Here is a 20,375-nt window from a genome sequence, read left to right as displayed (position 1 = left end):
GTCATGAGGCTTGTCCGCACTGAGCTGGCTGATTCGCTCGCGACGCTCGCTCATGCCGCCCCCTTGTTGATCGGCGCGCCCAGTTGCTCCATCGGCATCTTGGCGTACACCCGGTATCCGCCACCGGGACGGGGCCCGGTGCGCAGGGTTCCACCGTAGAGGGCCATCCGTTCGCGCATTCCCACCAGGCCGTGCCCCAGCCGCCCGCTCTCCGGCGCCGGGCCCCGGCCGGTGTCCGCGACCTCGACGATCAGCCAGTAGACCCCGAAACTCAACCGCACCTGGGCGGTCGCCGCGCCGGCGTGCTTGAGGGTGTTGGTCAGTGCCTCCTGCACGATCCGGAACACGGTCAGCGCCACCCCGGGGTCCAGCGGGCCCGGCGTGCCGTCCACCCGCAGGGTCACCGGCAGGCCGGCCTCCCTCACCTGCTCCACCAGCGCCTCGATGCCGGCAAGTCCCGGTTGCGGGGACAGCTCGGCGGCCGGCTCGGCGTCGGTACGCAGCACGTCCAGTAGCCGGCGCAGCTCGCGCAGGGTCGTCCGGCTGGTCTCCTCGATGGTGCCCAGTGCACCGTCGGTGGCCGCCGGATCCCGGGACAGCACCCGGCGCGCCCCGGTGGCCAGTACGCCCATCACGCTGACGTGGTGCGCGACCACGTCGTGCAGTTCACGGGCGATCCGCCGGCGCTCGTCGGCGACCGCCTGGTCGGCCAGCGACCGCTGGTTCTCCTCGGCGACCCGGGCCCGCTCCTCCAGGGCCAGGATGGTGGCCCGCCGGGCGTGCACCGTACGGCCGACGAAGAAGCAGACCAGCGCGAGCAGTACCTGGGTGAAGACCAGGTACGCGGGGGAGGGCTCGGTGAAGTCGGGCGGCGGCGGCTCGACGAGGGCGACGGCCAGCGCCGGTCCCCAGAGCGCCCCGGCGGCCAGCGCCGCCTGGCGAAGTGGCAGCAGCGCGGCGGTGGTGTAGGTCAGCAGCACGAAGGTGGCCCCGACAGTGACCGGCTGCGCGTCGGCCAGTACCGAGGCGACGAAGATCGGGACGGCCAGCATCACCGCCGTCCACGGAGCCAGCCGGCGCAGGGCAATCGGGGCGGCGGAGAGGACGCTCCAGAACGCCGTCCCGGGCCACCCCCACGGGGCGACGCCCGGCGGCGCCGTGCCGACGAGTACCGCCTCCACCACGACGGCGGCGACCGCGAGCAGCCCGTCCCGGGCCAGCCATCTGCGCTGCCCGGGATCGAGCCGGATGCGCCACCAGCTCCCGCGGATCCGGCCGGGGGCCGGCGTCACGGGGGCATCGGTTGGGGTCATGCTGGCGACGCTAGCCGCTGTGTGGCGCGACAGGTCGTCGCCAGCGGCGACCCTGGGATCCTCCTTCAGGAGGATCCGTGCTCCTCCTGGGCGGAGTCGACCCCGAGCCCCCGGGCCGCGCCCGGCCGGCCCGGCCCGGTCGACTGGCTCGGCAGCGCCGGGGCGCCCGGTACGCTCGCCGGAGCCGGAGCCGGAGCCGGAGCCGGAGCCGGAGCCGGAGCCGGAGCCGGAGCTGACCGGGCGCCGGGCCGGGACGGTGGCGGGATCGGAGCGGTCGGGTCGACCGGCGCGGTCGGTTCCGGGAACGGCGGCGGAGTGCCGCCGAAGGTGGGGCAGTGCGCCTGGTGACTGCACCAGTCGCAGAGCCGGCTCGGCTTGGGGCGGAAGTCGCGGGCCCGGGTGGCCTGCTCGATGGCGCGCCAGAGCGCCAGCACGGTGCGCTCGAACCGGGCCAGCTCCTCGGCGTCGGGGGTGTAGTCGCAGACCTCCGCGTCCTTCAGATAGAGCAGGCGCAGCACCCTGGGCACCACCCCCCGGGTGCGCCACAGCACCAGGGCGTAGAACTTGAGCTGGAACAGTGCCCGGGCCTCGAACGCCTCCCGTGGCGCGCCACCGGTCTTGTAGTCGACCACCCGCAGGGCGCCGTCGGGCGAGACGTCCAGCCGGTCGATGTAGCCCCGGATGAGCAGTTGGTCGTCCACCACCGTGGAGACCAGCGTCTCCCGCTCGGCCGGCTCCAGCCGACGGGGATCCTCCACCGTGAAGTAGCCGTCGAGCAGCTCGCGGGCCGAGGTCAGGAACTCGGCTGGACCGGCGAGGTCACCGGCGGTGAAGATCTCGGCCAGCTCCGCCTGCTCGGTCACCAGCCGGTCCCACTGCGGCGCCACCAGGTCACCGGCGGCGGCCGGCGTCCGCTGCTCGGCCGGCAGGTCGAAGAGGCGTTCCAGCACCGCGTGCACCAGGGTGCCGCGAGCCTGCTCGACACTCGGCCGCTCCGGCAGCCGGTCGATGCTGCGGAACCGGTAGAGCAGGGGGCAGGTCTTGAAGTCGGCCGCCCGGGACGGTGACAGCGATGCGGTGACCCGCGACGCGGCCGGAGTCTCCGTCGGGAGATCTGCCGGGCCGCCCGTGGCTGTCTGCGATGTCACCGTCTCCGCCGTCATGTCCGGAAGGCTATGTCACGGGTACGACCGAACCCGGCCCACCCGCCCCGCCATGCGTACCGGCGCCGATCGTCGGCGGTCACCCCGGCCGAACCGGCGGGCCCACCCGACGGGATGTTCCGTAGCATCTGAGGAGATGGAGGGAAACTCGCGACCGCGACGCGGCGCTGACCGGCGGCCCGGCCTCACCGTCGGTCGGGTCTTCGGCGTCCCGGTCTACCTCAACCCGTCCATGCTGCTCCTGGTAGCCCTGATCACCGTCATGTACGGCGAGTTCGTCCGGCAGCAGCTCGGGTTGTCGCAGCTCACCGGCTATCTCGTCGGGCTGGTTTTCGTGGTCCTGCTGCTCGGCTCAGTGCTGTTGCACGAGTTGGGGCACGCCCTGACCGCCCGGCGGTACGGGATCGGAGTGCGCGGCATCACCCTCGAACTGCTCGGCGGCTACACCGAGATGGAGCGGGACGCCCCGACACCCCGGGTGGACCTGCTCGTCTCGCTCGCCGGGCCGGCGGTCTCCCTGGTACTCGGGCTGGTGGGGGTCGGCGCCACGCTCGCCATTCCGGACGGCACCCTGGCCAACCAGTTCGCCTTCCAACTCGCCGCCAGCAACCTGCTGGTCGGGCTCTTCAACATCCTGCCCGGACTGCCGCTGGACGGCGGTCGGGCGTTGCGGGCCGGGGTCTGGGCCGTCACCCGGGACCGGCACCTGGCCACCGAAGTGGCCGGCTGGTTCGGCCGGGCCGTGGCGATCGGCACCGCCGTGCTCTTCACGCTGCTGACCTGGCTCGGCGGGCTGCCGTGGCTGGGCCTGGCGCTGGTGCTGCTGGTCGCGTTCACCCTCTGGCAGGGCGCCGGTCAGACGATCCGGGCGGCCCGGATCAGCCGCCGGTTCCCCCTCATCGACCTGGCCCGGCTGGCCCGGCCGGTCTTCTCGGTGCCGAGCGGCACGCCGCTGGCCGAGGCGCAGCGGCGCGGGGTGGACGCCGGGCAACCTGGTTCGACGCTCGGGGTCGCGGACTCGTCTGGCCGGCTGGTGGCGCTGGTCGACCGGACCGCCGCCGACGCCGTACCGGTCGAGCGCCGGCCCTGGGTGGCGGTGGACGCGGTGGCCCGGGGCGTGGACGGGGTGCCCAGTCTCGCCGTCGGGCTCGGCGGTGAGCAGGTGGTGCACGCGGTGCAGGCCCACCCGGGCGCGCAGTACCTGGTGACCTCAGGCGAAGATGTGGTCGGCGTTCTGCATATCGCCGACCTGGCGCAGCTCCTGGAGCCGAAACGGAAGATGACTCAGTGACCGCACAGCCCACCGCCGTCCCCGCCGTCCCGACCGCACCCGTGCCGGCGCACCGAGGGCCGTTCCGCCCCGGTGACCGGGTCCAGCTCACCGACCCGAAGGGTCGGATGCACACCATCACACTGGAGCCTGGGCGGTCTTTCCACACCCATCGCGGCGCGCTGGAGCACGACGCGTTGATCGGGTTGCCGGATGGGAGCGTGGTCACCTCGACCGGCGGCACGGCGTACCTCGCGCTGCGGCCGCTGCTCGCGGACTACGTACTCTCCATGCCGCGCGGTGCGCAGGTGATCTATCCCAAGGACGCGGCCCAGATCGTCACGATGGGCGACATCTTCCCCGGCGCGAAGGTCCTGGAGGCCGGTGTCGGGTCCGGCGCGCTCACCTGCTCGCTGCTCCGGGCCGTCGGCCCGGAGGGCGAACTGCATTCCTACGAACTGCGCGAGGACTTCTCCGAAATCGCCCGCAGAAATGTGGAATCCTTCTTCGGTGGACCGCATCCAGCCTGGAATCTCCGGGTGGGCGACGTGGCAGACTGCCAAGAGTCCGGTTTCGACCGGATTATCCTTGACCTCCTCACCCCCTGGGAGGCGCTCGACATGGTCGAACGCGCGCTGGTCCCGGGCGGGGTGTTCATCGGTTACGTCGCCACCACGCCCCAGCTCTCCGAGCTGGTCGAGGCGCTGCGCGAGCGGGGCGGGTTCACCGAGCCGCGGGCCTGGGAGTCGCTGGTCCGGGACTGGCACGCGGACGGGCTCGCTGTACGCCCAGACCACCGCATGATCGCGCACACCGCCTTCCTCGTCTCCAGTCGCCGGCTCGCGCCCGGGGTCACCGCGCCGCCGCGCCGGCGCAAGCCCAGCAAGGGCGCCGAGGCGTACGCGCTGCGCCGCCAGGCGCGGCAGGAGGCCGAGGCGACCTCCGGGAGGGCTGCGGAGTGAACTTTTCCCGCCGGAGTCGACGCATCAGCGGGCGTGCCGAGCACGGCGAGGAGACGGCATGAGCGAGCGCAGCGAGCGAATCGGCCAGCTCAGTGCAGCGAATCAGGCAGCTCAGTGTGGAGTGCCGGCATGAGTGGGTGCAGCGGGGTGTCGGCATGAGCCGGCCGGCGTTCGGCGGGGGAGACCTGCCGGCCGTGTTCCCGGACTGGTCGCCGTACCGGGACCTGGAGTCGGCCGCCCGGGCGTACCTGCGCGATCCGGATGTCGCGATGGAGGCGCTGACCGGAGTGCTGAACGGTGCCTCGGTGCTCGGCTTCACCCTGGAGCGCTTCGTCAACGAGGTGAACGGGGTCTGGCAGGAGGTCGCGATCTGTGACGGCAGCCGGCTGATCCTCTGGCACGGCGAGGACGTGCCACCTGACGACGGCCCGGCGGGCTCGATGACGTCGTCGTTGCGGGTGGTGCCGGTCTCGACGGTCAGCGAGGTGGGCTGCCGGCGCCGGCTGAGCCGTACGCCGACCGGCCAGATCCGGGTCGACAGCATCGACGTCTACCTGCTGCTCAGCTCGCTCGACGAGGGCGTGCCGGGCGATGACGCGCACGTGCCGCCCCGGCACGACGCGCTGCGGTTCGGCAAGACGCTCGACGACGGCGGCGCGGGGCAGATCTCCCGGCTGGAGGAGTTCGCCCGGCTGGTCGCCTCGGTGGTCGGCCGTCCCACCCTGTGACACGGTCGCCGTGAGAAACGCCCCCGTACTCGCCCGTGGGAAACCTCACGCCCTCGCCGTGCCGGGCGTCCCGTCGCCGCCCTCGCGTCCCCGAACCGTCCCGCCGGCCCGGCTGGCGGTTTCCGGTGTGCCCGGCCTCGACGCGACGCAGCCGAGCCTTACCTGGCGGGGTCGCCGGCGCCGCGACGTGCGGTAGCGCCGCGACGCCGAATCGGGGACCGTGGCGCCGGCAGGACGGCGCTACGGCGTGGGAGTCCCTGGTCAGCCGCGACCCGAGGCCGCCGGTCGGCAGCGCCGGAGGCGGTCGCGCAGCCCTGCCCGGGCCGTCGCGACGGTACCCCGATCGGCCGACATCGGCCCGACCGGTCGTCGACGACGTGATCAAGGTTCGGCGACGAGGGTGTTGCGTGGAACCGAATCAGCGTCATAGCGGTTAGTGTTAGGGCAGAACGTTCAAGCCCCCGGGGAGGTGGGACGTGGCACGCAGCGACGACGCGGACTCGCGCGCCGCACGGTGGGAGAAGGAGGCCCACGATCTCTCCACCCAGGTCGCGTTTCTTCAAGAGGAACTCGCTCTGGTGCGGCGCAAGTTGACCGAAAGCCCTCGACACGTCCGGCAGCTTGAGGAACGGCTGGCGGCGACACAGGCGCAGCTGGCTCGACTCACGGAGAACAACGAACGGCTCGTGAACACCCTCAAGGAGGCACGCGCCCAGATCGTCACGCTCAAGGAGGAGATTGACCGGCTGGCGCAACCGCCCAGCGGTTATGGTGTCTTCCTGGCCCGGCACGACGACGGCACGGTCGACGTCTTCACGGGCGGTCGCAAGCTCCGGGTGGCGGTGTCACCCTCGCTCGACGTGGCGGAGCTGCGTCGTGGGCAGGAGGTCCTGCTCAACGACGCGCTCAACATCGTCGACGCGTTCGGCTACGAGCGGGTCGGCGAGGTCGTCATGCTCAAGGAGGTGCTGGACAGCCCCTCCGGCGGCGCTGGCGACCGGGCGTTGGTGATCTCCCACGCCGACGAGGAACGGATCGTCCACCTCGCGGAGACTCTCATCGGCGCGCCGCTGCGGGCCGGTGACTCGCTCATGATCGAGCCTCGCTCGGCGTACGCGTACGAGCGGATCCCGAAGAGTGAGGTCGAGGAACTGGTCCTGGAGGAGGTGCCGGACGTCGACTACGGCGACATCGGCGGCCTGCAGGCCCAGATCGAGCAGATCCGGGACGCCGTCGAGTTGCCGTTCCTGCACGCCGACCTCTTCCGCGAGCACCAGCTCCGGCCGCCGAAGGGCATCCTGCTCTACGGCCCACCCGGCTGCGGCAAGACGCTGATCGCCAAGGCGGTGGCCAACTCGCTGGCCAAGAAGATCGCCGAGCGGCGGGGCGAGGAGAAGCACACCAGCTACTTCCTCAACATCAAGGGCCCGGAGCTGCTCAACAAGTACGTCGGCGAGACCGAGCGGCACATCCGGCTGATCTTCCAGCGGGCTCGGGAGAAGGCCGGCGAGGGCACCCCGGTCATCGTGTTCTTCGACGAGATGGACTCGGTGTTCCGGACCCGGGGCTCCGGCGTCTCCTCCGACGTGGAGAACACCATCGTCCCGCAGCTACTCAGCGAGATCGACGGTGTCGAGGGACTGGAGAACGTGATCGTGATCGGTGCCTCCAACCGGGAGGACATGATCGACCCGGCGATCCTCCGCCCCGGCCGGCTCGACGTGAAGATCAAGATCGAGCGGCCGGACGCCGAGGCGGCCAAGGACATCTTCTCCAAGTACATCCTCACCGGCCTGCCGCTGCACCCGGACGACCTGACCGAGCACGGCAACGACCCGCAGTCCACGGTCGCGGCCATGATCGAGGCGGTCGTGCTGCGGATGTACTCGGAGACCGAGGAGAACCGCTTCCTCGAGGTCACCTATGCCAACGGCGACAAGGAAGTCCTCTACTTCAAGGACTTCAACTCCGGCGCGATGATCCAGAACATCGTCGACCGGGGCAAGAAGATGGCGATCAAGGAGTTCCTCTCCTCCGGGCGCAAGGGGCTGCGGTTGCAGCACCTGCTCGACGCCTGCGTCGACGAGTTCCGGGAGAACGAGGATCTGCCCAACACCACCAATCCCGACGACTGGGCCCGGATCTCCGGCAAGAAGGGGGAGCGGATCGTCTACATCCGTACCCTCGTCTCCGGTGGCAAGGGCGCGGAGGCTGGCCGGTCCATCGAGACCGCGAGCAACACCGGCCAATACCTGTAACGGATGACGGCATCTGTGGGCGCCGCGGTCGCGGCGCCCACAGTGCTGTCCGGGATCCCGCGGCGCGCCCCGGAACCACCGGGATCGAATCGGGTCGAACGGGCAGTGAAGGCGTACCGTGGCCGTGTCGACACACCGGGCGAACAATCCGGCGGCGGCGCGGACTAGGCTCAACGACATGGGTAAGCGGAGCGAGGCGGCGGCATGAGCGAGCGTAGCGAGCGAATCATCAGGCTCAGGGCGGCCGTGCCTCATGGCGGCACGGAGCGAAGCGGAGTGCCGGCATGAGCGAGCGTAGCGAGCGAATCATCAGGCTCAGGGCGGCCGTGCCTCATGGCGGCGCCGAGCGAAGCGAGGCAGCGGCATGAGTGTCCGGCGGATCATGGGCACCGAGGTGGAGTACGGCATCTCCGTGCCCGGCCAGGCCGGAGCCAACCCGATGGTGACCTCCTCGCAGGTGGTGAACGCCTACGGCGCCCGCCCGGAGCTGGCCCGGGGCGGCCGGGCCCGCTGGGACTACGAGGAGGAGTCCCCGCTGCGGGACGCCCGCGGCTTCACCTACTCCGGAGCCGCCTACGACCCGGCGGAGGCGCTGGCCGACGAGGACCTCGGGCTGGCCAACGTGATACTGACCAACGGCGCCCGGCTGTATGTCGACCACGCCCACCCGGAATACTCCACTCCCGAGGTGACCAACCCGCTGGACCTGGTCCGCTGGGACAAGGCGGGCGAGCGGGTGATGGCCGAGGCGTCCCGGCGGGCCGCCACCATCCCCGGGACCCACCCGATCCACCTCTACAAGAACAACACCGACAACAAGGGCGCCAGCTACGGCGCGCACGAGAACTACCTGATGCGCCGGCAGACGCCGTTCGCCGACATCGTCGCGTACCTGACACCGTTCTTCGTGACCCGGCAGATCGTCTGTGGCGCCGGCCGGGTCGGCATCGGCCAGGACGGTTCGCAGCCCGGCTTCCAGATCTCGCAACGGGCCGACTTCTTCGAGGTCGAGGTCGGCCTGGAGACGACGCTGAAGCGGCCGATCATCAACACCCGGGACGAGCCGCACGCGGACGCCGACAAGTACCGCCGGCTGCACGTGATCATCGGTGACGCCAACCTGTCCGAGATCTCCACCTATCTCAAGGTCGGCACCACGGCGCTGGTGCTCACCATGATCGAGGAGAAGGCGCTCAGCCCGGACCTGGCCATCGCCGACCCGGTGGGTGAGCTGAAGGCGGTCAGCCACGACCCGTCGCTGTCACACCGGCTCCGGCTGCGTGACGGCCGCCGGCTGACCGCGCTCGACCTGCAGTGGGCGTACTTCGAGCGGGCTCGCTCCTTTGTGGACGAGCGGTACGGCGACGACCTCGACTCCGACACCGCCGACGTGCTCGACCGCTGGGAGGGCATACTCGACCGGCTCGGCCGGGACCCGATGCTCTGCGCCGGCGAACTGGACTGGGTGGCGAAGCTGCGGCTGCTGGAGGGCTACCGGGAGCGGGAGAAGCTCGGCTGGGCCTCGCACAAGCTGCAACTGGTCGACCTGCAGTACTCCGACGTACGCCCGGAGAAGGGCCTCTACCACCGGCTGGTCAGCCGGGGTTCGATGGCGACGCTGCTGCCCGAGGAGCTGACCCGGGCGGCGATGACCGAACCGCCGGAGGACACCCGGGCCTACTTCCGGGGCCGCTGCCTCGCCCAGTACGCCTCCGAGGTGGTGGCGGCGAGCTGGGACTCGGTCATCTTCGACGTCGGCCGGGAGTCCCTGGTGCGGGTCCCGATGATGGAGCCCGAGCGGGGCACCCGCAAGCACGTCGGAGCGTTGTTCGACCGGTGCGCGAGCGCCAAGGACCTGCTGGAGACGATCACCGGTGGCTGACGCCGGGCCCCGTGCCGCCGGCAGCGGCGGTGCCGAAGGATTCGTCGTCCATCCGAGGTAAGTTTTCCCCAGGCGATCGTGGAGGAGGCAGCAGATATGGCTACCCGTGACACCGGCGGTCAGTCACAGTCCGGTAAGGCGCGCCGGGACGAGGAGGTCGACGAGGTCGCGACCGAGGCGAACCCGGAGGTCGCCGAGCGGCACGCGGAGATCACCGAGGACGTCGACGACCTGCTGGACGAGATCGACTCGGTGCTCGAGGAGAACGCCGAGGAGTTCGTCCGGGGCTACGTCCAGAAGGGCGGACAGTAGCCGTACCCGGGCCGGGTCGGACGTGGTCCACCCACGCCGAACCCGGCGCGGTGCGCGGCGGTGTGTGTCTGTGCCGACGCACCGGCGTGGCGGCCGAGCGCGGGGCCCGACCCTGGCGCCCGGGGCGCGACCGGCCGGCGCACCGGCGGCGGCCGGGGCACACCGGTCCGGCGCCGTCGGGAGTGGCGCAACACGGCGGCGACGATCATCGCACCGGGGAGATCCGGGGGATACTCTGCTTCAACCGCAACGGTGGCCTCGCCCGGTTCCCGCGCTGACGCGGGGGATCCGGGCGACGTGATGAGACAGCTGAGAGGGAGCACGTGGCAGCGGCTTTTGATCCAACCGGGCGTCTACCAGACGTGTTCCTCAACGTGGGGACGTCCTCGTTCACCCAGTTCCTGAGCACGGCAGCCCCCGACCTGCTGCCCGGTCGCCGGCCGCTGCCGCCCGGGTCCGCCAGCGAGCTCGTTCCGCACGCCACCACCATCGTCGCGCTGAGCACCGCGGACGGGGTGGTGATGGCCGGTGACCGGCGCGGCACCATGGGCAACCTGATCTCCAGCCGGGACATCCGCAAGGTGCACCCGGCCGACGAATACTCGCTGGTCGGCTTCGCCGGTACGGCGGGCATCGCCCTGGAGATGGTGCGACTCTTCCAGGTGGAGCTGGAGCACTACGAGAAGATCGAGGGAGCGATGCTCTCCCTCGACGGCAAGGCCAACCGGCTCGCCGCGATGATCCGTGGCAACCTCGGCGCGGCGATGCAGGGGCTCGCGGTCATCCCGCTCTTCGCCGGCTTCGACCTGGCGGCCACCGACCCGGCCAAGGCCGGCCGGATCTTCAGCTTCGACGTCGCCGGCGGGCCCTACGAGGAGACCGGCTACGACGGCATCGGCTCCGGCTCGCTCTTCGCGAAGGCGGCGCTGAAGAAGCGGTACCGCCCCGGGCTGAGCACCCCCGACGCCATCCGGATCGCCGTCGAGGCGCTCTACGACGCCGCCGACGACGACAGCGCCACCGGTGGTCCCGACCTGAGCCGCCGCATCTTCCCAGTGGTGATGACGGCCACCGCGGAGGGCACCAACCGGCTCTCCGACGCCGAGGCGGCCGAGGTCGCCGAAGCGGTGGTCGCCGCCCGGATGGAGAACCCGGGCGGCTGACCGCCCCGCACCACCCGCAACCCGCCGTCGTCAGCAGAACCGGTTAGGAGAACCGCCGCCGTGGCCATGCAGTTCTACGCCTCACCCGAGCAGATCATGCGCGACCGCTCGGAGCTGGCCCGCAAGGGCATCGCGCGCGGGCGGAGCGCCGTGACGCTCAGCTACTCCGGCGGGGTGCTCTTCGTGGCGGAGAACCTCTCCAGCGCCCTGCACAAGGTCAGTGAGATCTACGACCGGGTCGCCTTCGCGGCGGTCGGCCGGTACAACGAGTTCGAAAACCTGCGCCGCGCGGGAGTACGGATGGCGGACGCCATCGGGCTCAGCTTCGACCGGCGGGACGTCACCGGCCGGGCGCTGGCGAACGCGTACGCCCAGACCCTGGGCGCGATCTTCACCGAGCAGTCCAAGCCGTTCGAGGTGGAGATCTGCGTCGCCGAGGTGGGCAGCACACCGGAGCAGGACGAGCTCTACCGGATCACCTACGACGGTTCGGTCAACGACGAGCCCGGCCGGATGGCGATGGGCGGGCAGGCGGAGGCGGTCACCGGGGCGCTGCGCGAGCAGCACCAGCCGGAGATGTCGCTGGACGACGCGGTCCAGTTGGCGGTCCGGGCGCTCGGCAGCGTCGGTGGCGAGGGCGGTACGCCCCGGACCATCGCCGCCAGCCAACTCGAGGTGGCGATCCTGGACCGGCGGCGGGTCGGCCGTACCTTCCGCCGGATCACCGGTGCCGCGCTGGTCTCGCTGCTGGACGGGGCACCGGCCAGGGCCGACGGCGGCGAGGCACCGCCGGCCGAGCCGAAGGCCCCGGCCCCCGGCCCGGACAAGCCGGCCGAGTCCGCCGGCTCCGCCGACCTGGAGGGCAAGGCCACGTCGGCCGGCAGTGACAAGTCGACCAACGGCGAGGATAAGTCCGAGTAGGACCGCGCCGCTCCAGTCGCCGCCCCGTGCGCGTCCGGTCAGGGGACCGGACGCGCACGTTGCCACTCGCCCCGTCGCGCCGCTAACGCGAGCCGGAGCGGATCCGGTCGTCGGCGGCGTGGCTCGGTCCGGCCGGCCGGCGGGCGTCGGCCAGCGTTCCGTCCGGTCGCAGCGCCTCGGCGAGCATCGCCCGCCAGTCCGCCATCGGGGCCAGCCCGGCCCGGGACCACCCGGCGTGCCCGAGCACGCTGTAACCGGGCCGGCGGGCCGGGCGGGGGAACCGGTCGCTGCCGACGGGACGGATCCGGTCCGCGTCGAGCCTGGTCCGGGCGAAGACCTCGCGGGCCAGGCCGTACCAGCTGGTCCGACCGCTCGCCGTGCCGTGGTAGATGCCGGCCGGTGCGGCTCCCCGGTGGGCGGCGGCGCCGAGCTCGGCCAGCCGCTCCGCGAGCGCGTACGACCACGTCGGCTGCCCGAGTTGGTCGTCCACCACGTCGAGGTGCGGGCGTTGGGTGGCCAGCCGGAGCATCGTGGTGACGAAGTTGGGGCCGTGTGCGCCGTACAGCCATGCGGTGCGTACGAGGTATCCGGCCTGCGGCAGCAGTCGGGCGACGGCGAGCTCCCCGGCGAGCTTGCTCCGCCCGTACGCGTTGACCGGCGCGGTCGGGGCGTCCTCGGGATAGGGCCGGTCGGCGTCGCCGGCGAAGACGTAGTCGGTGGAGATGTGCAGCAGTCGCGCGCCGGTCTCGGCACAGGCCGCCGCCAGGTTGGCCACCCCGGTGCCGTTGACGGCGGTAGCGGTCGCCTCCCGCTCCTCCGCGCCGTCCACGTCGGTCCAGGCGGCGGCGTTGACCACGATCCGGTGCCCGGCCACCGCCGCCCGTACCGCCGCCGGGTCGGTCAGGTCGACCTCGGCCCGGGTGGCGGCGGTGACCCGCCCCGGGTGCCGGGCGGAGAGCACCGCCCACAGGTCCCGGCCCAGCATCCCGCCGGCCCCGGTCACCAGCCAGCTCGGCGGCTCCGCGTCCGGCTGGGCGCTCGGCGGCTCCGCGTCCCGCTGCACGGTCACCGGACGTCCGGCCCGGGGCGCCCGATCTCCTCGCCGTTCAGCCGCGCCTTGAGCGGCTCCCACCACGCCCGGTTCTCCCGGTACCAGGTGACCGTCTCGGCCAGCCCGCGGTCGAGGTCGATCCGGGGGGCGTACCCGAGCTCCTCACTGATCTTGGTGATGTCCAGCGAGTAGCGGCGGTCGTGCCCCATCCGGTCGGCGACCGGCCTGACCCGGTCCCAGTCGGCGCCGCAGGCGGCGAGCAGCCGGGCGGTCAGCTCGCGGTTGGTCAGCTCGGTGCCGCCGCCGATGTGGTAGACCTCGCCCGGCCGTCCCTTGTCCTGCACCAGGGCGACCCCGACGCAGTGGTCGTGCACGTGCAGCCAGTCCCGGACGTTGCCGCCGTCGCCGTAGAGCGGCACGGTGCCGCCGTCGAGCAGGTTGGTGACGAAGAGCGGGATCACCTTTTCCGGGAACTGGTACGGCCCGTAGTTGTTGGAGCAGCGGGTCAGCACCACGTCCATCCCGTAGGTCCGGTGGTAGGCCAGGGCCAGCAAATCGGAGCCGGCCTTGGCGGCCGAGTACGGCGAGTTCGGCGCCAGCGGGGTCGACTCGGTCCAGGAACCCTGCTCGATCGAGCCGTAGACCTCGTCGGTGGAGACGTGCACGAACCGGCCGGTACGGTGCCGCAGCGCCGCCTCCAGCAGGGTTTGCGTGCCGAGCACGTTGGTGGTGACGAACGGGGCGGCCCGGTGGATCGAGCGGTCGACGTGGGACTCGGCCGCGAAGTGCACGATCACGTCGTGCCCGGGGACCACCTCGTCGAGTACGGCCGGGTCGCAGATGTCGCCGACCACCACCCGGAGCCGGGGGTCGGCGCGGACCGGTTCGAGGTTGGCCAGGTTGCCGGAGTAGGTGAGCTTGTCCAGCACGGTGACCGCGCTCGGCGCGAGCCGGGGACCGGTGCCGGTCAGCAGCATACGTACGTATTCCGAACCGATGAACCCGGCTCCACCGGTCACGAGGATCCTCATGAATCGGAAAGTCTATGCGCCGTTTGTCGGCCGCACCGTCAGGCCGAGCTGTCGGCGAGTTGACTCTCCTAACCGGCTACCCCCCGGTAGCCTGCGCGAATGCGCGGAATCCTGCTGGCGGGCGGCACCGGCTCGCGGCTGTGGCCGATCACCCAGGCCGTATCGAAACAACTCATGCCGGTTTTCGACAAACCAATGATCTACTACCCGCTCTCCACGTTGGTCATGGCGGGAATACGGGAGATCCTCATCATCACCACTCCGGACGACCAGGGGCAGTTCCGGCGACTCCTCGGCGACGGCTCCCAGTGGGGCCTCCGGTTGGAGTACGTCGCGCAGCCGAGTCCGGACGGAATCGCGCAGGCGTTCCTTCTCGGCGAGGAGTTCCTGGCCGGGGATTCGGTCGCGCTGATCCTCGGCGACAACATCTTCTACGGCGCCGGACTGGGCCGGAGCCTGGCCCGCAACGGCGACCCGGACGGTGGCCGGATCTTCGCCTATCCGGTGGCGAACTGCGAGGGTTACGGGATCGTCGAGTTCGATTCCGACGGTCGGGCGCTGTCGATCGAGGAGAAGCCGGAGAAACCCAAGTCCCGGTACGCGGTCCCGGGCCTCTACTTCTACGCCAACGACGTGGTGGAGGTCGCCAAGGGGCTGACCCCGAGCGACCGGGGCGAATTGGAGATCACGGCGGTCAACCAGACCTATCTGGCGGCGGGTCGGCTCCAGGTCACCGCGCTGGACCGGGGCACCGCCTGGCTGGACACCGGCACCTTCACCTCGCTGGTCCAGGCCGGCGAGTTCGTCCGGGTGATCGAGGAGCGGCAGGGCCTGAAGGTGGGCTGCATCGAGGAGGTGGTCTGGCGCAGCGGGCTGATCTCCGACGAGCAGCTCCGCGAGCTGGCCCAGCCGCTGAGCCGGAGCGGCTACGGCGAGTACCTCTTCGGCATCCTCGAGGATCCCGGTCGGTGACCGGTCCAGGACGATCGGCCGCCGGAGTTCCCGCATCGGCCGCCGGAGTTCCCGCACAACGCCACGGCCCGAGGCTGACCAACTCGGGCCTCGGGCGACTAATCTCCAATCATGGAGCGGCGAATCTTCGGCCTTGAAACCGAGTACGGTGTCACCTGCACCTACCGCGGCCAACGGCGGCTGTCCCCGGACGAGGTCGCCCGTTACCTCTTCCGCCGGGTGGTCTCCTGGGGCCGCTCGAGCAACGTGTTCCTGCGCAACGGTGCCCGGCTCTACCTCGACGTCGGGTCCCACCCGGAATACGCCACCCCCGAGTGCGACTCGGTCTCCGACCTGGTGGCCCACGACCGGGCCGGCGAGCGGATCCTGGAGGGTCTGCTGGTCGACGCCGAGAAGCGGCTGCACGACGAGGGCATCGCAGGTGAGATCTACCTGTTCAAGAACAACACGGACTCGGCCGGCAACTCGTACGGCTGCCACGAGAACTACCTGGTCTCCCGGCACGGCGAGTTCGGCCGGCTGGCCGACGTGCTGATCCCCTTCCTGGTCACCCGGCAGCTCATCTGTGGCGCCGGCAAGGTGCTGCAGACCCCGCGCGGCGCCGTCTACTGCCTCTCCCAGCGTGCCGAGCACATCTGGGAGGGCGTCTCCTCGGCGACCACCCGCAGCCGGCCGATCATCAACACCCGGGACGAGCCGCACGCCGACGCCGAGCGCTACCGCCGGCTGCACGTCATCGTCGGCGACTCGAACATGAACGAGGTCACCACCCTGCTCAAGGTCGGCAGCGCGGACATCGTGCTGCGGATGATCGAGGCCGGGGTGGTGATGCGCGACCTGTCGCTGGAGAACCCGATCCGGGCGATCCGGGAGGTGTCGCACGACATCACCGGCCGGCGCAAGGTCCGGCTCGCCTCGAACAAGGAGATCAGCGCGCTGGAGATCCAGCAGGAATACCTGGCCAAGGCGACCGAGTTCGTCGAGCGGCGGGGCGGGGACCAGACCGCGAAGCGGGTGGTCGAGCTCTGGGGCCGGGTGCTGCGCGCGGTCGAGACCGGCGACCTTGAGCCGGTCTCCCGGGAGATCGACTGGGTGACCAAGCTCCAGCTCATCGAGCGCTACCAGCGCAAGAACGACCTGCCGCTGTCGCACCCCCGGATCGCCCAGATGGACCTGGCGTACCACGACCTGCGCCGGGGGCGTGGCCTCTACGGGCTGCTGGAGCGGCGCAAGCAGGTGGACCGGATCGCCACTGATCCGGAGATCTTCGAGGCGAAGGAGACCCCGCCGCAGACCACCCGGGCCCGGCTGCGCGGCGAGTTCATCCGGCACGCCCAGGAGAAGCGCCGGGACTTCACCGTCGACTGGGTGCACCTCAAGCTGAACGACCAGGCCCAGCGCACGGTGCTCTGCAAGGACCCGTTCCGGGCGTACGACGAGCGGGTGGAGCGGCTGATCGCGAGCATGTGAGGCCGGGCAGTTAGGCTTTCTCCCGCTATGACGCATCCAGACGGTCGCGACGACGACGAGCACCGCCGCCCCGAGACGATCCGGCAGAACCGGATCGAGCGGCGGCGGGCGAAGATCCGGGAGGAGATCGAGCGCAACCGCCGGGGTGAGTACACCGTGCCCACCTGGGTGCTCACCCTCGCGCTCGTCCTGGTGGTGGCCGGCTGGCTGGCGCTGGTCTTCCTGAGCTGACCCGCACCCCACCGGGTTCGCCGAGCGCCCAGGCGCCGGGTCAGCCCAGGCCGGCGGCGTACCGGCCGGCGGCGGCCGCCGCCAGGAAGTAGGCGTGCTCCTCAGCCAGTCCCCGGCCCATCGTCGAAAGCGGGACCGGGCTGGCCCGCAGCGCCTCGTCGAGCCCGTGCACCGGCACCCGGACGACCCGGTGCCGCCGCGCCAGCGCGGTCACGGCCGGCTCGACCAGCGCGGCCAGCTCCGTCGGCAACTCCGCCGGGAGTACCAGGTCGGCGGCGGCCAGCGCGACCCGGCCGTACGCGGTGAGGCTGTGGTGCGACAGCCCCCGGTGCCGGTCCCGCGGGTCGGCGCCGGAGATCCGCAGCGAGCCCACCGGCCGGCCGCCCAGCGCGGCGACCGCGTTGACCGCCTCGCCGACGGCGACCCCGGAGAAGCCCCACCGGGTGCCGGTGCCCAGGTTTCCCGGCCCCTGCGCCACGATCGCCACGTCGGCCCGCAGCACGTGCCGGGCCGCGAGCAGTCCGCTGTGCAGGTTCGTCGCCTCCAGGTCGCCACCGAACGCCTGACCGACGGTGACCGTGCCGGCGAGTTCGGCGCGCAGCCCGTGCAGGGTGCGGGAGAACCAGGCAGGCAGCGCACCGCCGTCGGTCCACAGGTAGCCGATCCGGGCGTCGGGCGCGTCGGCCCGGATCCCCGCCACGATCGCCGGCAGCGCGGAGTGCAGGTCGGCGGTGACCACCGGCAGCCCGCCGAGGTCGTCGGCGTCGACCAGCGCCGTCCGGTGCGGGGAGGCTTCCTCGTCGACACCGAGCAGGATCGGTTGCAGCGGCGTGTAGCGGGCCTTGACCAGATGCCCGGCGTCCCGGGTGTCGACCGTCCGGGGCGGATCCGCCGGCAGCCGGTCCGGCAGCGCCACCACCAGGGCGTACCCGCCGGTGCCGAGCCCCATCAGCAGCGCGCCCACGTTCAGCAGCACCCGGTCGCCCGGCTCGGGGGTGCCGACCAGTTCCGGGTACGCCAGCGCCCGCACCTGCGCTCCGTCGGACTGCCGGACGTCGAGTTCGACGGCGCCGCGCCAGCTCCGCCGGACCGCCGTGACCGTGCCGGACCGCCATCGCACCATGGCCGGCAGGGTAACCGGCTACGGCCGGCCGCTCCGGGTCGGGTCGAGGAAGACGTACCGGATGTGCGGGAAGCGCGCGACCAGCCGGCGTTCGGCCTCCTCGACGTCCGCCCCGGTCGCCTCGTCCCGGAAGTCGACCTTCGCGGCGACCAGGATGTCGTCCGGGCCCAGCTGCATGGTGAGCAGGGTGTCCACCCGGTCCACCATCGGCAGCGCGGAGAGCTCGCGGTGGATCTCGTCGTGCAGCGCGGTGCAGAGCAGCACCTGATACCGCCAGCCTAGGAGCCGGCCGGGGCGGGCGGCGGCGGACCGGTCGGCCGGGGTGCCGCGCGGGTACCCGCTTCGTGATCGGACACTGCTAGCGTCTGTATCGTGTCGCGGACCCGTACCGAACGCCTGGTCAACCTGGTGATCTGTTTGCTCTCCACCCGACGGTTCCTGACCGCCGCGCAGATCGCCGCGACCGTGCCGGGCTATGAGCATGATCCGGACGACCCACGTGACCACGAGGCCTTCCAGCGCAAGTTCGAGCGGGACAAGGCCGAGCTGCGTGAGCTGGGCGTACCACTGGAGACCGGCACGGCCAGCGCCTTCGACGCCGAGCCGGGCTACCGGATCGCCCACCGGGAGTACGCGCTGCCGGACATCCCGCTGGAGCCCGACGAGGCGGCGGCGGTGGGCATAGCCGCGCGGCTCTGGCGGCACGCGGGGCTGGCCGCGGCGGCCTCCTCCGGGCTGGCGAAGCTCCGTGCCGCCGGTGTCGACGTCGACCCGCAGGCCACCCTCGGGGTGGAGCCGGTGGTCACCGTCGACCCGGCGTTCGGGCCGCTGACCGCCGCGGCCCGGGACCGGCGCACCGTCGGCTTCGACTACCGGGTACCCGACGGCGACGCCCCGACCAGCCGCCGGCTGCAACCCTGGGGCGTGGTCTGCTGGCGAGCCCGCTGGTACGTGGTCGGCCACGACCTCGACCGCGACGCGGCCCGCTGTTTCCGGCTCTCCCGGATCGTCGGCGGGGCGGTCCGGATGATCGGTAGGCCGGGCGCCTTCTCCCCGCCGGTCGGCGTCGACCTGATCAGCCACGTCGCCAAGTGGTCCGGTCCGGTGGAGCGCTCCGGCCGAGCCACCGTGCTGGTCGCACCGGGCCGCGCCGCGGGGCTGCGCAGGTGGGCCCGGGAGGTGATCAGCGGGCCCGACGGCGACCGCCTGGTCCTGCCGTACGCCGATGCCGAGTCGCTCGCCGGTAGGCTCGTCGGCTACGGTCCCGATGTCCGGGTGCTCGATCCGCCGGAGATCCGGGACGCCGTGATCCAGCGGCTCAAGGAGATCACCGCCCGGCACGACGAGATGGCGACCGCCCGGGCGTCGGGGTAACGCGGGGCGGACCGGGGTTGGGGCCCCGGGAACTGACCAGAGGGGGGAGCCGGCGTGACTCGTCCGGCGCAACGGTCCGGCGGCGCTGCGCGGACCTCGGCCGACCGGCTGGCCCGACTGCTGAACCTGGTGCCATACCTGTTGGCCCGGCCGGGGATCGAGCTGTCCGAGGCAGCGGCCGACCTCGGGGTGACCGAGCGGCAGCTACGCGAGGACCTGGAGCTGCTCTGGGTCTGCGGCCTGCCCGGGTACGGGCCGGGCGACCTGATCGACATGGCCTTCGACGGTGATCGGGTCACCATCACCTACGACGCGGGGATCGACCGCCCGCTGCGGCTGACCCCGGACGAGGCGCTGGCGCTGGTGGTCGCGCTGCGGATGCTCGCCGAGACGCCGGGAATGGCCAACCGGGACGCGATCGAACGCGCCCTCGCCAAGATCGAGAACGCGGCCGGCGAACTCGCCGACGCCCCCGTCGCGGTACGGATGCCAGGGGACAGCGACCGGGTGGCGGCGCTGCACGGCGCGGTGCAGCGCGGCCGGGCGCTGCGGATCACCTACTACGCCGCGACCCGGGACGAGACCACCGAACGCACTGTCGACCCGATCCGGGTGCTGATGGTCGGCGGGCTGGCCTACCTCGAGGCATGGTGCCGGCGGGCGGAGTCGGTGCGGCTGTTCCGGGCCGACCGGATCGACGCGCTCGTCGAGCTGGACGAGCCGGCCGCACCGCCACCACAGGCCCGGCTGCACGACCTCAGCGCCGGCATCTTCCGCCCCGACCAGGACCTGCCGCTGGTGACCCTGCGGGTCGGCCGGTCCAGCCGGTGGATCACCGAGTACTACCCGTGCGAGCGGGTCGAGCCGGATCCGGGTGCCGGTGACGCCGACCGGGCCGGCCGGGAGTGGCTGGTCTCGCTGCGGGTCACCGACCTCGACTGGGCCCGGCGGTTCGTGCTGGGGCTCGGGCCGGACGTCACGGTGGTCGCCCCCGCGGAACTCGCCGACCAGGTACGCGACCGGGCCGCCGCCGCGCTCGACGCGTACGCCACGCTGCCCCCGGACGGCGCACCGGAGGCGGCTGCCCCGGGTTCGGGCGTCGAACTGGCCCCGGGCGCCGATCCGGCGACCACGGCCGGAAGCCACTAGGC

The 20,375-nt window shown here is 72.0% G+C and carries 19 protein-coding genes; 13 read left to right on the top strand and 6 right to left on the bottom strand.

Annotation, left to right across the window (positions count from 1 at the left end):
* Positions 1–50: 50 nt before the first annotated feature.
* Both AAH979_RS26260 and AAH979_RS26255 read right to left on the bottom strand, forming a co-directional pair.
* Positions 51–1,313, bottom strand: a complete 1,263-nt coding sequence (locus AAH979_RS26260) for a sensor histidine kinase (protein WP_346260784.1) — start codon at positions 1,311–1,313, stop codon at positions 51–53.
* A 65-nt stretch (positions 1,314–1,378) separates the two neighbouring features.
* Positions 1,379–2,476, bottom strand: coding sequence for a PD-(D/E)XK nuclease family protein (locus tag AAH979_RS26255; RefSeq protein WP_346260783.1), 1,098 nt, complete (start codon positions 2,474–2,476; stop codon positions 1,379–1,381).
* A 232-nt stretch (positions 2,477–2,708) separates the two neighbouring features.
* On the opposite strand from AAH979_RS26255, the gene AAH979_RS26250 reads away from it, so the two are divergent.
* The 8 genes from AAH979_RS26250 (at position 2,709) to prcA (ending at position 11,972) form a co-directional block, all read left to right on the top strand.
* Positions 2,709–3,767: a site-2 protease family protein gene (locus tag AAH979_RS26250; RefSeq protein WP_346260794.1), complete on the top strand. Its 1,059-nt coding sequence runs from the start codon at positions 2,709–2,711 to the stop codon at positions 3,765–3,767.
* Positions 3,764–4,708, top strand: coding sequence for a tRNA (adenine-N1)-methyltransferase (locus AAH979_RS26245; protein WP_346260782.1), 945 nt, complete (start codon positions 3,764–3,766; stop codon positions 4,706–4,708). The genes AAH979_RS26250 and AAH979_RS26245 overlap by 4 nt, the downstream gene beginning before the upstream one ends.
* Before the next feature lie 155 nt (positions 4,709–4,863).
* Positions 4,864–5,436, top strand: coding sequence for a hypothetical protein (locus AAH979_RS26240; RefSeq protein WP_346260781.1), 573 nt, complete (start codon positions 4,864–4,866; stop codon positions 5,434–5,436).
* A gap of 476 nt (positions 5,437–5,912) precedes the next feature.
* A complete protein-coding gene (gene arc, locus AAH979_RS26235; RefSeq protein ID WP_346260780.1) occupies positions 5,913–7,694 on the top strand; it encodes a proteasome ATPase in 1,782 nt (593 codons plus the stop codon).
* A gap of 364 nt (positions 7,695–8,058) precedes the next feature.
* On the top strand, positions 8,059–9,576 hold the full coding sequence (gene dop, locus AAH979_RS26230) for a depupylase/deamidase Dop (protein WP_346260779.1): 1,518 nt from the start codon (positions 8,059–8,061) through the stop codon (positions 9,574–9,576).
* Between the two features lie 96 nt (positions 9,577–9,672).
* Positions 9,673–9,888, top strand: coding sequence for a ubiquitin-like protein Pup (locus tag AAH979_RS26225; protein ID WP_101366062.1), 216 nt, complete (start codon positions 9,673–9,675; stop codon positions 9,886–9,888).
* A gap of 323 nt (positions 9,889–10,211) precedes the next feature.
* Entirely contained in the window at positions 10,212–11,051 is an 840-nt protein-coding gene (gene prcB, locus AAH979_RS26220) for a proteasome subunit beta (protein WP_346260778.1), read from the top strand.
* 60 nt (positions 11,052–11,111) lie between these two features.
* Positions 11,112–11,972 carry a proteasome subunit alpha gene (gene prcA, locus AAH979_RS26215; RefSeq protein WP_346260777.1) on the top strand — a complete coding sequence of 287 codons (861 nt, stop codon included), beginning with the start codon at positions 11,112–11,114 and terminating at the stop codon, positions 11,970–11,972.
* Between the two features lie 82 nt (positions 11,973–12,054).
* Here prcA and rfbD read toward each other — a convergent pair whose 3' ends face one another.
* Together rfbD and rfbB are read right to left on the bottom strand one after the other, a co-directional pair.
* The gene (gene rfbD / locus AAH979_RS26210; RefSeq protein ID WP_346260793.1) at positions 12,055–13,035 is read right to left on the bottom strand and encodes a dTDP-4-dehydrorhamnose reductase; all 981 of its coding nucleotides are present in this window, start codon (positions 13,033–13,035) and stop codon (positions 12,055–12,057) included.
* 2 nt (positions 13,036–13,037) lie between these two features.
* Positions 13,038–14,054 carry a dTDP-glucose 4,6-dehydratase gene (gene rfbB, locus AAH979_RS26205; protein ID WP_346260776.1) on the bottom strand — a complete coding sequence of 339 codons (1,017 nt, stop codon included), beginning with the start codon at positions 14,052–14,054 and terminating at the stop codon, positions 13,038–13,040.
* Between the two features lie 99 nt (positions 14,055–14,153).
* Between rfbB and rfbA the strand changes: the two genes are divergently transcribed.
* The 3 genes from rfbA (at position 14,154) to AAH979_RS26190 (ending at position 16,727) form a co-directional block, all read left to right on the top strand.
* Positions 14,154–15,026 carry a glucose-1-phosphate thymidylyltransferase RfbA gene (gene rfbA, locus AAH979_RS26200; RefSeq protein ID WP_346260775.1) on the top strand — a complete coding sequence of 291 codons (873 nt, stop codon included), beginning with the start codon at positions 14,154–14,156 and terminating at the stop codon, positions 15,024–15,026.
* A 111-nt stretch (positions 15,027–15,137) separates the two neighbouring features.
* Entirely contained in the window at positions 15,138–16,496 is a 1,359-nt protein-coding gene (pafA, locus tag AAH979_RS26195) for a Pup--protein ligase (protein ID WP_346260774.1), read from the top strand.
* Between the two features lie 27 nt (positions 16,497–16,523).
* Entirely contained in the window at positions 16,524–16,727 is a 204-nt protein-coding gene (locus AAH979_RS26190) for a hypothetical protein (RefSeq protein WP_318397175.1), read from the top strand.
* A gap of 40 nt (positions 16,728–16,767) precedes the next feature.
* On the opposite strand, the gene AAH979_RS26185 is transcribed toward AAH979_RS26190, so the two are convergent.
* Both AAH979_RS26185 and AAH979_RS26180 read right to left on the bottom strand, forming a co-directional pair.
* The gene (locus tag AAH979_RS26185) at positions 16,768–17,850 is read right to left on the bottom strand and encodes a DUF3866 family protein (RefSeq protein WP_346260773.1); all 1,083 of its coding nucleotides are present in this window, start codon (positions 17,848–17,850) and stop codon (positions 16,768–16,770) included.
* An 18-nt stretch (positions 17,851–17,868) separates the two neighbouring features.
* Positions 17,869–18,114 (bottom strand): hypothetical protein, encoded by a 246-nt coding sequence (locus AAH979_RS26180; RefSeq protein ID WP_346260772.1) that lies wholly within the window; start codon positions 18,112–18,114, stop codon positions 17,869–17,871.
* A 108-nt stretch (positions 18,115–18,222) separates the two neighbouring features.
* Here AAH979_RS26180 and AAH979_RS26175 point away from each other — a divergent pair, with 108 nt between their 5' ends.
* Positions 18,223–19,224, top strand: a complete 1,002-nt coding sequence (locus AAH979_RS26175; protein ID WP_318397173.1) for a WYL domain-containing protein — start codon at positions 18,223–18,225, stop codon at positions 19,222–19,224.
* 54 nt (positions 19,225–19,278) lie between these two features.
* Positions 19,279–20,373: a YafY family protein gene (locus tag AAH979_RS26170; RefSeq protein ID WP_346260771.1), complete on the top strand. Its 1,095-nt coding sequence runs from the start codon at positions 19,279–19,281 to the stop codon at positions 20,371–20,373.
* Positions 20,374–20,375 lie beyond the last annotated feature (2 nt).

The sequence above is a fragment of the Plantactinospora sp. ZYX-F-223 genome (genome assembly GCF_039649625.1).
Classification (GTDB): Bacteria; Actinomycetota; Actinomycetes; order Mycobacteriales; family Micromonosporaceae; genus Plantactinospora.
This window is presented reverse-complemented; position numbering and strand designations above follow the sequence as displayed.

What these genes read in the sequence shown, in the direction of transcription:
- rfbA (WP_346260775.1), top strand. Translation starts at nt 14,154, where the DNA reads ATGCGCGGAATCCTGCTGGCGGGCGGCACCGGCTCGCGGCTGTGGCCG.
- AAH979_RS26190 (WP_318397175.1), top strand. Translation starts at nt 16,524, where the DNA reads ATGACGCATCCAGACGGTCGCGACGACGACGAGCACCGCCGCCCCGAG.
- AAH979_RS26225 (WP_101366062.1), top strand. Translation starts at nt 9,673, where the DNA reads ATGGCTACCCGTGACACCGGCGGTCAGTCACAGTCCGGTAAGGCGCGC.
- AAH979_RS26240 (WP_346260781.1), top strand. Translation starts at nt 4,864, where the DNA reads ATGAGCCGGCCGGCGTTCGGCGGGGGAGACCTGCCGGCCGTGTTCCCG.
- rfbB (WP_346260776.1), bottom strand. Translation starts at nt 14,054, where the DNA reads ATGAGGATCCTCGTGACCGGTGGAGCCGGGTTCATCGGTTCGGAATAC.
- pafA (WP_346260774.1), top strand. Translation starts at nt 15,138, where the DNA reads ATGGAGCGGCGAATCTTCGGCCTTGAAACCGAGTACGGTGTCACCTGC.
- AAH979_RS26260 (WP_346260784.1), bottom strand. Translation starts at nt 1,313, where the DNA reads ATGACCCCAACCGATGCCCCCGTGACGCCGGCCCCCGGCCGGATCCGC.
- AAH979_RS26255 (WP_346260783.1), bottom strand. Translation starts at nt 2,476, where the DNA reads ATGACGGCGGAGACGGTGACATCGCAGACAGCCACGGGCGGCCCGGCA.
- AAH979_RS26250 (WP_346260794.1), top strand. Translation starts at nt 2,709, where the DNA reads ATGCTGCTCCTGGTAGCCCTGATCACCGTCATGTACGGCGAGTTCGTC.
- dop (WP_346260779.1), top strand. Translation starts at nt 8,059, where the DNA reads ATGAGTGTCCGGCGGATCATGGGCACCGAGGTGGAGTACGGCATCTCC.
- AAH979_RS26185 (WP_346260773.1), bottom strand. Translation starts at nt 17,850, where the DNA reads ATGGTGCGATGGCGGTCCGGCACGGTCACGGCGGTCCGGCGGAGCTGG.